This window comes from Nocardia sp. NPDC058480 (assembly GCF_042720495.1).
Taxonomy (GTDB): domain Bacteria; phylum Actinomycetota; class Actinomycetes; order Mycobacteriales; family Mycobacteriaceae; genus Nocardia.
Map to the genome: position 1 here is coordinate 133,765 of NZ_JBHXMN010000005.1, position 12,910 is coordinate 146,674.

Genomic DNA, 12,910 nt, shown 5'->3' on the forward strand with positions numbered 1-12,910 from the left:
GCATGGGCGGTGTCAGCAAATCCGGGGACAACGGCACTGAACCAACACCTACAGGGACCGCGCACGACGTGGTCCCGGTACACCCCGTAGCCGACCGGCGCTCGGTCAACAAGCCGGTGTTCCTGCTGGCGGCCGGCGCCGTGCTCGCCTTCGGGATCTGGGCGCTGGCCGCACCGGCGAGCGCCGAGACCGTCGTCGGCGAGGTCAAGACCTTCATCTCCACCTGGTTCGGCTGGTGGTACTTCGCGCTCGCCACCGCCATTCTCGGCCTCGTCGTCTTCCTCGGCGCCAGCCGGTACGGCAACTACCGGCTGGGGCCGGAGGAATCACGGCCGGAGTACAGCCTGTTCTCCTGGACATCGATGCTGTTCGCAGCGGGGATCGGCATCGACTTGATGTTCTTCTCGGTCGCCGAGCCCGTCTACAACTACCTGCACCCACCGCTCGGCCCGCCCGAAACCAACGAGACCGCCCGCGACGCGGTCGCCTGGACGATCTTCCACTACGGCATCACCGGCTGGGCGATGTACGCGCTGATGGGTGGCGCGCTGGCCTACTTCGCCTTCCGGCACAATCTGCCGCTGACGATCCGTGCCGCGCTCTATCCGATCTTCGGCAAGCGGGTACACGGCCGCTGGGGCGACGCGATCGATGTAGCCGCGGTACTCGGCACCATCTTCGGCATCGCCACGTCGCTGGGCATCGGGATCGTCCAGCTCAACTACGGCCTGCACGAACTGTTCGGCATCTCCCAGGGCAAGGCCGCCCAGATCGGGCTGATCGCCCTGTCGGTCGCCATCACCACGATCTCGGCCACCACCGGCGTCGACAAGGGCATCCGGCGGTTGTCGGAGCTCAATGTCATCATGGCGATCGCCCTGCTGGTCTACATCCTGGTGGCGGGCAACACGGACTTCCTGCTCAACGGCCTGGCGCAGAACGCGGGCGACTATCTCTCGACCCTGCCCGGCCGGACTCTCGACACCTTCGCGTGGGAGCGCAATCCGGAGACGGCGAACGCGCCGTCGAGCTGGCTGGACAGCTGGACGCTGTTCTTCTGGGCGTGGTGGGTGGCGTGGGCACCGTTCGTCGGCCTGTTCCTCGCGCGCATCTCACGCGGACGCACGCTGCGCCAGTTCATCTTCGGTGTCCTCGTCGTGCCGTTCAGCTTCACCCTGCTGTGGATCTCGGTCTTCGGCAACAGCGCGCTCGAGGTCGCCAGAGACGACAAGACCTTTGCCGAGCAGACCGCGGCCAGAGCCGAACTCGGCTTCTACTCCCTGCTCGAGCAGTATCCCGGCGCGACCCTGTTGCTCGGGATCGCGACCATCACCGGGCTGCTCTTCTACGTGACGAGCGCCGACTCTGGATCGCTGGTCATGGGCAATTTCACCTCGAAACTGCCTGACCCGATGGCTGATTGCGCGCGCAGCACCCGCATCTTCTGGTCAGCCGCGATCGGTCTGCTGACTCTGTCGATGTTGTTCGCCGGTGCGGGCGGATCCATCAAGACCCTGCAGAACGCCACCATCATCATGGGGTTGCCCTTCTCGTTCGTGCTGGCGCTGATCGGCATCGCGATGCTGCGCGCCGTGCGCAACGAGTCCTACAAGCTCGACAGCTACCGCACCTCCCTGCCCAAGGCCTTCGCGTCCGGCCGTGGCCCGGCCGAACCGAGCAGTTGGCGACGCAGGCTGCTGGCGACCATCCACTATCCGGGGGCAGCGGCGAGCCGCAAGCTCATCACCGGCACCGTCGTTCCGGCGATGCACGATGTCGCGGCGGAATTCGACCGGATGGGCATGACGGCGACCATCGACGATTCCCAGGCCGGCGAGGGGCTGCCGTCGCCACGCCTGCTGGTCGATCAGGCCAACGAACCCCGGTTCGAATACGGCGTGTGGCCGGTGTCCGCACCGACCCCGACCTATGCCGTGCTCGCGCAGCGGTCCGGCGATCGGTACTTCCGCTGCGAGGTCTACCTGGCCGAGGGATCGCAGGGCTACTCACTCAACGGCTACAGCCGCGAACAGGTCATCGGCGACATTCTCGACCAGTACGAACGCCACCTCGGCTATCTGCACCTGCGCCGGACGGCGACAGATCACCACGAGCCCGAAGCCGGCGACACCGAGAGCGATCTGTGAAGGGATCCATCATGAGCGACACCCTCTACATCGACGGCTCCTGGCGACCGTCTGTTTCCGGGAATACTCGCGATATCCGTTGTCCGGCAGACAATTCCCTTGTCGGCGTCGTCGCCGAGGCAGACCGAGACGACACCGTAGCCGCGATCGCCGCGGCCCGCCGAGCCTTCGACGACGGGCCGTGGCCCCGAACCAGCGCCGCCGAACGGGGCGACCTGCTACTGCGCGTCGCCGACGCGATCGACGCCAGGCGAGCCGAGTTCGCACGCGCGGAAACCCTCGACACCGGCAAGCGACCCTACGAGTCCGACATCGACATGTCCGACATCGCCAACTGCTTCCGGTATTTCGGCAAGCTCGCCGCCGACGACGCTGGCCGTGTCGTCGACGCGGGCTCCCCCGACATCGACTCTCGCATCGTCTATGAACCGGTCGGCGTCTGCGGGTTGATCACGCCGTGGAACTACCCGCTGTTGCAGGCGGCCTGGAAGGTCGCCCCGGCGTTGGCGGCAGGCAATACCTTCGTGCTCAAACCGGCCGAGCTGACCCCCCACACCGCGATTCTGCTGATGTCGGTGCTCGACGACCTCGGTGTGCCTCCCGGGGTGTGCAATCTGGTGCTCGGTGCGGGTGCCACCGCGGGTGCGCCGCTGTCGGAGCATCCCGATGTCGACCTGGTCTCGTTCACCGGCGGGCTGGCCACCGGCAAGATCATCGCTCGCGAGGCGGCCGCCACGGTCAAGAAGGTGGCACTCGAACTGGGTGGCAAGAACCCGAATGTCGTGTTCGCCGACGCCTGCGACACCGACGACCGGCTGGCCGCGAGCGTGGACAACGCACTGAACGCGGCGTTCCTGCACTCCGGCCAGGTGTGTTCGGCGGGTGCGCGCCTGGTGATCGAGGAATCGGCACACGACCGTTTCGTCGCCGAGCTGGTGCGTCGCGCCGAGCAGATCCGGCTCGGGTTGCCCTTCGCCGAGGGCACCGAGGCCGGGCCGCTGATCTCGGCGGCCCATCGCGACAAGGTGAACGCCTATGTCGAACAGGCCCGCGCCGAGGGTGCCGTCATCCGCACCGGTGGTGCGTTCGCCACCGGCGACGAGGGCTCCGGGAATCTCGACAACGGCTGGTTCTACCTGCCGACGGTCATCGACGGCGCCACCCGCGCGATGGCGTGTGTGCACGACGAAGCGTTCGGGCCCACTGTCACCGTGGAGACCTTCACCACCGAGGACGAGGCCGTCACCATCGCCAACGACACCGAGTACGGTCTCGCGGGCGCGGTGTGGTCCGGTGACGCCGCACGCGCGCGTCGCGTCGCCGCCCGGCTGCGCCACGGCACGGTGTGGGTCAACGACTTCGGGCCGTATCTGCCGCAGGCCGAGTGGGGTGGTTTCGGCCGATCGGGCGTCGGCCGCGAGCTCGGGCCCTCCGGGCTGCACGAGTATCGCGAAGCCAAACACGTCTATGAGAATCTCCGGCCGGGTGTCACCGGCTGGTTCGCCGACCGGGAGGAACAACGGTGAGCGCATACGACTACGTGATCGTCGGCGGGGGCTCCGCGGGCGCGGCCGTCGCCGCCCGGTTGTCGGAGGATCCGTCGGTGACGGTCTGCCTGCTCGAGGCGGGACCGTCCGATGTCGACGACCCGGCGATCCTGCGGCTCGACCGCTGGATGGAACTCCTCGAATCGGGCTACGACTGGGATTACCCCATCGAGCCGCAGGAGAACGGCAATTCGTTGATGCGCCACGCCCGTGCCAAGGTGCTCGGCGGCTGCTCCTCGCACAACAGCTGCATCGCGTTCTGGGCGCCGCGCGAGGATCTGGACTCCTGGGAACGCGACCACGGCGCCACCGGCTGGGGCGCCGATTCGGTGTATCGGCTGTATTCGCGGATCGAGACCAACGACGGCCCCGGCGAGCACCACGGTCGCCGGGGTCCGGTGCACATCATGACGGTGCCGCCGAACGATCCGTGCGGTGTGGCCGTGCTCGACGCCTGCGAGGCCGTCGGCATCCCCCGCGCCGAGTTCAATGCCGGAAACACAGTTGTCAACGGCGCCAACTTCTTTCAGATCAACAGCCTTCCGGACGGCACGCGCTCGTCGTCGTCGGTCAGCTATCTGCACCCGAATCTGGACCGGTCCGGCCTCACCATCCGCACCGGCGCGTGGGTGAAGAAGATCGTGATCGACGGTGGACGCGCCGTCGGGGTCGACCTGACCGACAACGCGTTCGGGCGCACCACCCGGATCACCGCGCACCGCGAGGTGATCGTGAGCGCCGGTGCCATCGACTCACCGAAGCTGCTCATGCTTTCCGGCATCGGCCCCGCGGATCACTTGCGCGAGAACGGAATCGAGATCATCACCGACTCGCCCGGGGTCGGCGCGCATCTGCAAGACCACCCGGAGGGCGTGATCGGTTTCGAGACAACGCGGCCGATGGTGCGCCACTCCACGCAGTGGTGGGAAGCGGGCATCTTCACCACGACCGTCGACGAACTCGACCGGCCGGACCTGATGATGCACTACGGCAGTGTGCCGTTCGACATGCATACGCTGCGGCAGGGATACCCGACCGCCGAGAACACCTTCTGCCTTACCCCCAACGTCACCCACGCTCGTTCCCGCGGCACCGTGCGGCTGCGTTCGCGCGACTTTCGCGACAAGCCGCGCGTCGACCCGCGCTACTTCACCGACCCCGAGGGCCACGACCTGCGGGTGATGATCGCCGGCCTGCGCAAGGCGCGCGAGATCGCCGCGGCGGCACCGCTGTCGGACTGGGTGAAGCGCGAGTTGTATCCGGGGCCGCAAGTACAGACCGATGCCGAACTGGCCGACTACATCCGCCTGACCCACAACACCGTCTACCACCCGGTGGGCACGGTCCGCATGGGCGCGGTCGACGACCCGATGAGCCCGCTCGACCCGCAGCTGCGGGTCAAGGGCGTCGACGGTCTGCGAGTCGCCGACGCCTCGGTGTTCCCCGCGCACACCACGGTGAACCCGAACATCACCGTCATGCTGGTCGGTGAACGCTGCGCCGAACTCGTCGCCGCCGACCGAGAATAAATCAGCCGACCCCTGTCCGCGCAGAAGCTCGCCACCTCGTCGCCCACCGATCGAGGTCTCAGTCCACTCGCCGCACGTCGGTGGTCTCGGCAGTGACCAACGCTCCGTCCTGACCGCGAGGATCTAGGGCGGCGAGGGGTCGTCCGTCGCGGTCCACGAGCGTCGAGCGGGGCTCGTCGGCAGTGAAGGCATGATTTTCTCCCCACTGCCGCAGTGCGACGATGGTGGTGAACAGATCCCGGCCGGCGCCGGTCAGCTCATAGACGTGCCGTTTGCCACCCGGGGTCGCGCTGGTGGTGAGGATGCCGTCCTCGACGAGTCGGCGTAGGCGGTCGGCGAGGATGTTGCGCGCGATCCCGAGCCGCTGCCGGAATACGGTGAACGACGCAGGTCCGGCCATGGCGTCACGCACGATGAGCAGGCTCCACCGGTCACCCACCAGGTCGACGGTACGTGCGACCGGGCAGGTGGGGTCGGTCCATTCACGGTCGGCGCCGGACGCTGGTGCCATGGGGCCACCTCCTTATGAGTTGCAATTCGAAACCATTATTGCTTACCGTGAATTGGTTTCATTTTGCTACTCTTTGGAGGTCTGATGGCGACAGGAGTCACGCGAGCACAGCGGTTGGTGCTGGCGATGGTGTGCGCCGCGGCGGTATCCACGATGTACGCGATCCAGCCGGTACTGGCGGTGGCGGGCCCCGAATTGGGGTTGTCGCCGGAGTCGTTGGGTGTCCTGATCGCCGCCGGGCAGATCGGATACTTCGCCGGGCTGATTCTGCTGGTGCCCCTCGGCGATCTGGTGAACCGACGTCGGCTCATCGGTGGACTGCTTGCGCTCACTTCGGTCGGGGCCGCGATCACGGCCGCCGCGCCGAACGGCGCTATCGCGGTGGCCGGACTTGCGCTCGCCGGGGTGTTCGCGGTCGTCACACAGGTGACAGTCGCCTACGTCGCCGCCGTCTCCGCGCCCGGTGAACGCGGCCGCAATATCGGCGCTGTCACGTCAGGTGTCGTGATCGGCATCCTCGGGGTCCGGGTCGTCGCGGGGTTGCTGGGTGACACGCTCGGCTGGCGCGCGGTCTATGTCCTGCTCGCCGTGCTGTGCGCGGGGCTCGCCGTCGTCACCCGAGGGTGCTTGGCCCCGGACATCAGGACATCCGGTGATCGATACACACAGATTCTGCGGTCGATGGGACGCCTCGTGACCTCGGATCGACTGTTCCTGAGCCGGGGCTTGATCACCTTCTTCCTCTTCGCCTCCTTCGGATCGCTGTGGAGCGGCCTCGCGCTCCCGCTCGGTGCGCGACCCTGGTCCTTCGGCACCACCGAGATCGGACTGTTCGGATTGGCGGGACTCGCGGGAGCCCTCGGCGCGGGCCGGGCGGGCAGGTGGGCCGATGCCGGTCACGCCCAACTGATCAGCGGGTGGTCGCTACTGATGCTCGCCGCGTCTTGGCTGCTCATCGCACAGACCGGGCCGACGCTGGCGCTGCTCGTCGTCGGCGTCGTGGTGCTCGACTTCGCCGTCCAAGCCGTGCATGTGAGTAGCCAGCATCTGCTGACCACCGCACACCCCGACCGCGCCGGCAGCGTCATCGGCGCCTACATGGCCTTCTACTCGCTGGGTTCGGCCCTCGGCGCGGTCACGACGGCCTGGGCGTACACCTCGTGGGGATGGTTGGCGTCTTGCTTGACAGGTGCCCTCTACGCCCTGGCCGGTTTCGCCGTGTGGGGGTCGGCCCAGCTCCGGATGCGCGGCCGTCGGCCGAAAATAAATCAGCCGACATTTCGGGCACGGTATGTCACCATGATTTCACGCAGGTGATTCGCATCGGGCGAGAACCGACGAGCAGCATCGAGAGGAGGAGACGGCCGTGAAACAGCAAGCGCCACAGCGAGAATCGGATAAGACCTATCGCCGCGCGAATTCGGTCCATTGCGCGATGCGCCTGGATATCGATGGCTCCGGCCGTCTCCTGGTTGTGGCCTGACCGGCCCGAGCCCCTTCTGCTCCTGACCTTCACTTCTCTCGAAACATGGTGATTCCCATGATGATTCGTCATGCCGTCGACCCGACGGTGCCCGCTGCCGACACCTGGATACACACCAGGGTGCTCGTGCTGAATGCCAGCTACGAGGCCCTCGACGAGATCACCGCCGATCGGGCCGTGACATTGCTGATCAGCGGCGCCGCGGAGACCGTGATCGAGCGGGTGCCACACTTCCCGATCCGGTCGCAACACCTGGTGATCGGGTTGCCGGAGACGATCCGGTTGGTGCGCTATGTCTACCTGGCCCACGTGGCGCCGATCGGTGACGACAGCCGGGCCACGCTGTCCGGGGTGTTGCGCCGCGACAAGCACCGGTGCGGCTACTGCGCTGATTGGGCGCACACCGTCGACCACATCCGCCCCCGCAGCCGGGGCGGACCCAATACCTGGAGCAATCTCGTCGCCTGTTGCGCACCGTGCAATACAGGAAAGGCTGACCGCACCCCGGAAGAGGCGGGGATGCGGCTGCTGTGGGAGCCCAAGGCTCCCGACCCGCTCGCCCGTAAGCAGCGCCGGATCTGGAAGGAGTACGCGCCGTGACCACCACCGAACTCGCACTGACCGAACTGCTGACCCTGTCCGATTCGGGGCAGTGGCATCGCGCCGCCTGCCGCGGTGACCCCAACCACGAGGCGTGGTTTCCGTACCCGTCGCAGGACTTCGACTACGCCCGCCGGATCTGCGCCGGTTGCCCGTTGCTCGCGGGGTGCACCGAGTACGCGGCGCAGACGGGTCAGTCGGGGGTGTGGGGCGGTCGCGAATACGACCGCGGCCGCGTGATTCGAGCGTGATCGCCCTTCGGCCGGGTGTCGGCACCGACATCCGGCCGCACTCGGGCCCAGCTACGTGGCTGTGACCTGCGGCGATGCGTCGAGGCATGCACTGTGCTGCGGAACGACGCGATGTCCTTAAACTTGCCGCGTGGGTACGCATCGCAACGGGACCAGATCTCGAAGTATCAGCAAGGGTCCGGTTATCGCGGTATCGGCACTGGTCCTGGTGATCGTCGCCGTGTTCGCATGGTTCCAGCTCAGCGATCGTGCCGAGAACTCCGATGTGGCGGCGGCTGCCGAGTGCGTCGAAGGGGCCGCGGCCCTCGATGTCGCGGTGGACCCGGCGATCGCCGGTCCGGTGCGGACCGCGGCCGAGCGCTTCAACGCGACCAAACCCCGGGTGCGCGACCACTGCGCCCAGGTGAAGGTGTCGGCACACCCGTCGAGTGCCCTGGCAGGCGGCCTGGCCGAGATGGCGACATGGGATCCGACGCTCGGTCCGAAGCCGGGCCTGTGGATCGCCGATTCGAGCCGCACTGTCGAACTGGTTCGGGTGCCCGGTCTGATCGAGGGCACGCCCGCCTCCATCGCCACCAGCCCGATCGTGCTGGCCGTGCCCGATGCCCTGCGCCAGGCGCTCGAGCAACACCAGATCACGTGGGCCGACCTGCCGCGACTGCAGCAGGGCTCGCTCGACGAAGTCGGTCTGAGCGGGTGGGGTGGGCTGCAGATGGCCCTGCCCGTGGGTGACGCGACGACCGCCGCCGCGGCGTCGATCGGCGCCGCGGTCTCCGGCACCGAACCGTTGACCGAGCAGGCCGCCGGATCCGGTCAGGTCGTCGCCGCGATCTCCGGACTGGCCGCGGGCGCGCAGGCACCGGCCGACCTGATCACCGCCATGTCGGAGATCACCGCGAACCCCACCGACGACGAGGTGCACGCGGTCGCCGCGACCCAGCAACAACTCGGCACCGGTGGCCTCACCGCGTTTCGCCCGGTCGGCTCCGCGCCGCTGGCCGACTATCCGGCGGCCCTGCTGTCGGGTCCATGGGTCGACAAGACCCAGAATCTGATCGCGTCGCGGTTCATCGACTTCCTGCGCGCACCGGAGCAGGCGGGCGCACTCGCCACCGAGGGCTTCGGGCCCGCCATCGGCTCGGCACCGGCGAATCCCCCGCGCGCGGCGCTGGAGAAGGTGCAGTCGACGCTGGCCAACCCGGTCCTCGGCGTGAACGCCACGGTCCTGCTCGATGTGTCGTCGTCGATGGGCACCGCGGAGGGATCGACCACCCGGCTGTCGAACGCGATCGCCGCCGTCGCCTCGACACTGCAGGTGATGCCGCCCGATTTCGGGCTCGGCCTCTGGACGTTCGGTAAGAACATCGACGGCACCACCCCGTACAAGGTGCAGGTGGCCACCGACCTGCTCACCAACTCCCAACGCAACGCGGTCGGCACGGCGGTCACCTCCGTGAAACCGAGCCAGCTCACCGCGGACCAGGCGTATCCGACCCTGCTCGCGGCCTACCGCGCCGCGGTGGCCGGATACTCCCCCGGGCGCACGAACTCGATCCTGCTGATCACCGACGGCCCCGACGACGATTCGACGCTGACCGGCACCACGCTGGTCAGCGAGATCACCGCGGCGACCGATGCGAGCAAGCCCATCCGCATCGACGTCGTCGTGGTCGGCGGCGAGGGCACCCAAACACTGCAGACCCTCGCCGACCGAACGGGCGGCACCTACGCACGGATGCCGACGAGCAACGACCTCGGCTTCGGCACCGCGGTAGTCAAGGCACTCACCACTCCCTAGGCTCGGATGGCCATGCGCGCGACACCGGCATCATGACAGCGAAACCTGCACCAGCGCACCGGATTCCATCGCCACCCAGAGGTCGCCGACAAGGTCGACGGTGAGTCCGTGCGGTTCGGCGCCCGGTAGGTCGAGGTGGGTGATCTCGCCGTCGATGGTGATCCGGCCGAGACGGCAGCTCGCCCACTCGGTGAACCACAGCGCACCGTCGGGGCCTGCCACGATCGCGTGCGGGCGAGCGTCGGTGTCCGGGAGGGCGAACTCGGTGACGGTGCCGTCGAGGTCGATGCGGCCGATGGCACCGGCGCCGATCTCGGTGAACCACAGTGCGTCATCGGGGCCTGCGGTGATGCCCACTGGACCCGCCGCAGGCGTCGGGAGCGGGTGGACTCGGGCCGCGAGGTCCTTGTCGATGCGCGCGATCGCGTTGCCCTGGTTCACCGTGAGCCACAGCGCACCATCGGGCCCCGGTGTGATCATCGAGGGCATGCCGTCGACCTCGACGCGGGTGATGGTGCCGTCCGCGGCCAGCCGCCCGACCCGACCCGCCTGCAACTCGGTAAACCACAGCGCCCCGTCCGGCCCGACGCACGCACCGTAGGGACCGTCTACAGACATGCTCGTCACCGCACCGTCGATGGTGATGCGCCCGAGCCTGCCGCCCCGGAACTCGGTGAACCACAATGCATTACCGGAATCGGCAACGATCACAGTGGGTTGTCCGTCGGATTGTTCGAGCGGATGGGTTTGTACGAGCCCATCCGCGAATCGTCCGATCACGCCCTGCGCGACCAGCGTGAACCACAGCGCACCATCGGGCCCGACAGTGATCCCGTAGGGCGCGCCCGGCACGTCGATCACTCGCACGATCTCAGGCAACGTCGTCAATTCCCTTCTGTATTCCCCGGAAACGACGGCGCAATGCCCGATCGTGCGACACCGCCGTGAATCGGCCGCGGAACCGCAGCGGCTCGGGCGGTCGCGGCACCGGGTCCTCGCGCAGTCGGCGCAACCGCTCGGCGGTATTGCGCACCCGCGACGCGACCGAACTCTGCACCCGCCCGGCATTGCGGTCGTAGGCCATTTTGTTGTTGTCGGTCATCGCGCGCCCCTGCGCGATCTGCCGGGCAGTGCTCGTCGCGAACTCCTCCAAGCGCCCGATCTCACTGCGCCACTGCGCGTATGCCTGTTCCCAGCGAATTCGCGTGGCCGCCTTCTCGGTCAGGAATCCGGTGTAGCCGCCGCCGAATCGGGTCAGCGCACCGTCGGCGACCTCGATGATCGCGGTGACCACCCGGTCGAGGAAGATCCGGTCGTGCGAGACCACCACGACCGTGCCCTGATGGGTGCGCAGGCGATTCTCCAGCCAGGTCAGCGCGGTTTCGTCGAGGTGGTTGGTCGGTTCGTCGAGTAGTAACACTTCCGGCGAGGCCGCGAGCAGACATGCCACCCCGAGCCGGGCGCGTTCCCCGCCGGACAGGCTCTCGAGCGGGCGGTCCCGGCCGATGCCCGCCACGCCGAGTCCGTGCATCGACGCGTCCACCCTGGCGTCGGCGGCGTAGCCGTCGCGCGCCTCGAAACGGGCGAGCAATTCGCCGTAGCGGTCCATGTCCTGCGCCTGTGCGGCGGCGTGCATGCCACTGTCGAGGTCGCGCAGTTCGGCCAGCGCCAGTTCGATTGCCGCACCGACTGTTTCACCGGGCCGGATCGCGGCTGAGATGGCGTCGAGCACGGGATGGTCCGCATAGGACTTCGACACTCCGCGCAAGGTCAGTTGAGTGGTCAAACATTGCTCCAATCGCTACTCATGTAGCTTTAACCATACAAACCCGCGACAGCTAACGCAACAGGAGTAGTTTTTGGAACCGCAACGACGCCCTGGCGGACGTAGCGCCCGGGTCAGGGAAGCTGTTCTCGACGCGACCACGGCCGAACTCGCCGAGCACGGCTATCAGGGCCTCACCGTGGATGCGGTCGCCCAGCGGGCCGGGGTCCACAAGACCACCGTCTACCGGCGCTGGCGCGGCCCGGAGGGCCTCGTCGCCGACGCGCTCGAGCGCGCCGCGGAACAGTCGTGGCCGATCCCGGATACCGGCGCCCTCACCGGCGATCTCCGTGCGCTCACCGAGCTGGTTCGCTCGGGCTTCGCCGATCCCGACGCCGGCGCCGTGGCGACAGCCTTTGTCGCAGCGGGCATGCAGCATCCCGATGCCGCCGCCGCGCTGCGCGGCTTCTACGCCGCACGCCACGACGAGGCGGCGGCGATCGTGCGGCGGGCGATCGTGCGCGGCGAGGTCGAGCCGGACGTCGACGCGGCCGAGATCATCCGGCTCGCCATCGCACCGCTGTTCCACCGGCTGTTCATCACCCACGAACCGGTCACCGCCGAGCAGGCGCGCCGATCCGCAGACGTCGCGGCCGCACTCGCAATAATCCCAGTCGATACCTGAAGTCGATGACACTTGGCGAAATCGTTACCCGCAAACCGGCATCACCCGCCGGCGAGAACAAATTAGCCGCAACGAGGAACGCAGGTTAGCCACGCAGACCGAGGAATGGGCGGCCGCGCAGACGAAAAGGGTACGACAAAGAACCAGGGCGGCGCGATACGGTCGATCCATGGCTGATGGTGGAGGATACGGCACCGCAGCCCCATTTCTCTACCCCCCGTTGTACCCCAGCCACCGAACCGCCCGCGCAGGCCGCATTTCCGTACCCACGCGGTACCGTGATTTTCGACGCTGAACCCGGCGCATTCGAATTGATATTCGATTGCCGATATTCTGTGACAAATAAAATGACGGTTCGGTCCAGTTCGACGGCTGGGCGAGTTGACCTCGACAGGCTCGGGGGCAACGGCGACAGCGCTGAGCAGTGCCGCTCCGAGTCCAGCCGGTCGCAGTCGGCGAACCTGCGCACCGCACATTTATGCAGGTCCGATGGATGTTTCGTCGAACTAACAGACTTCACCCCGTCATGAGATGAGCTCTCCCAACCCATCTGGGCGAGCCATGTGAAGCTGGGTGCCGGGCGCTCGGGTGGCC

At 67.6% G+C, this 12,910-nt stretch carries 11 protein-coding genes; 8 read left to right on the forward strand and 3 right to left on the reverse strand.

Going from position 1 to position 12,910, the window contains the following annotated elements; translation table 11 throughout:
- Window positions 1-2: 2 nt before the first annotated feature.
- Genes betT through ACFWO8_RS14840 form a run of 3 tightly spaced genes read left to right on the forward strand, consistent with a single transcriptional unit; the run spans window position 3 to window position 5,223 of the window.
- Complete coding sequence (gene betT / locus ACFWO8_RS14830) at window positions 3-2,147, forward strand: choline BCCT transporter BetT (protein WP_378950063.1); 2,145 nt, start codon at window positions 3-5, stop codon at window positions 2,145-2,147.
- 11 nt (window positions 2,148-2,158) lie between these two features.
- A complete protein-coding gene (locus ACFWO8_RS14835) occupies window positions 2,159-3,673 on the forward strand; it encodes an aldehyde dehydrogenase family protein (RefSeq protein ID WP_378950065.1) in 1,515 nt (504 codons plus the stop codon).
- Window positions 3,670-5,223, forward strand: a complete 1,554-nt coding sequence (locus ACFWO8_RS14840) for a GMC family oxidoreductase (RefSeq protein ID WP_378950067.1) — start codon at window positions 3,670-3,672, stop codon at window positions 5,221-5,223. Before ACFWO8_RS14835 ends, ACFWO8_RS14840 begins: the two co-directional genes overlap by 4 nt.
- 58 nt (window positions 5,224-5,281) lie before the next feature.
- Here the strand turns inward: ACFWO8_RS14840 and ACFWO8_RS14845 are convergent, their stop codons facing one another.
- On the reverse strand, window positions 5,282-5,734 hold the full coding sequence (locus ACFWO8_RS14845; protein WP_378950070.1) for a winged helix-turn-helix transcriptional regulator: 453 nt from the start codon (window positions 5,732-5,734) through the stop codon (window positions 5,282-5,284).
- Between the two features lie 84 nt (window positions 5,735-5,818).
- Between ACFWO8_RS14845 and ACFWO8_RS14850 the strand changes: the two genes are divergently transcribed.
- From ACFWO8_RS14850 to ACFWO8_RS14865, 4 genes are all read left to right on the forward strand, one after another.
- Window positions 5,819-7,051, forward strand: a complete 1,233-nt coding sequence (locus tag ACFWO8_RS14850; protein ID WP_378950072.1) for an MFS transporter — start codon at window positions 5,819-5,821, stop codon at window positions 7,049-7,051.
- 223 nt (window positions 7,052-7,274) lie between these two features.
- Entirely contained in the window at window positions 7,275-7,817 is a 543-nt protein-coding gene (locus tag ACFWO8_RS14855) for an HNH endonuclease (protein ID WP_378950074.1), read from the forward strand.
- Window positions 7,814-8,068 (forward strand): WhiB family transcriptional regulator, encoded by a 255-nt coding sequence (locus ACFWO8_RS14860; protein WP_378950077.1) that lies wholly within the window; start codon window positions 7,814-7,816, stop codon window positions 8,066-8,068. Before ACFWO8_RS14855 ends, ACFWO8_RS14860 begins: the two co-directional genes overlap by 4 nt.
- 130 nt (window positions 8,069-8,198) lie before the next feature.
- Window positions 8,199-9,866 (forward strand): substrate-binding domain-containing protein, encoded by a 1,668-nt coding sequence (locus tag ACFWO8_RS14865; RefSeq protein WP_378950079.1) that lies wholly within the window; start codon window positions 8,199-8,201, stop codon window positions 9,864-9,866.
- Window positions 9,867-9,896: 30 nt separating this feature from the next.
- Here ACFWO8_RS14865 and ACFWO8_RS14870 read toward each other — a convergent pair whose 3' ends face one another.
- Entirely contained in the window at window positions 9,897-10,745 is an 849-nt protein-coding gene (locus ACFWO8_RS14870; protein ID WP_378950910.1) for a virginiamycin B lyase, read from the reverse strand.
- On the reverse strand, window positions 10,738-11,652 hold the full coding sequence (locus ACFWO8_RS14875) for an ATP-binding cassette domain-containing protein (RefSeq protein ID WP_378950081.1): 915 nt from the start codon (window positions 11,650-11,652) through the stop codon (window positions 10,738-10,740). Before ACFWO8_RS14875 ends, ACFWO8_RS14870 begins: the two co-directional genes overlap by 8 nt.
- Before the next feature lie 73 nt (window positions 11,653-11,725).
- Between ACFWO8_RS14875 and ACFWO8_RS14880 the strand changes: the two genes are divergently transcribed.
- Window positions 11,726-12,316, forward strand: a complete 591-nt coding sequence (locus ACFWO8_RS14880) for a TetR/AcrR family transcriptional regulator (protein ID WP_378950084.1) — start codon at window positions 11,726-11,728, stop codon at window positions 12,314-12,316.
- Window positions 12,317-12,910 lie beyond the last annotated feature (594 nt).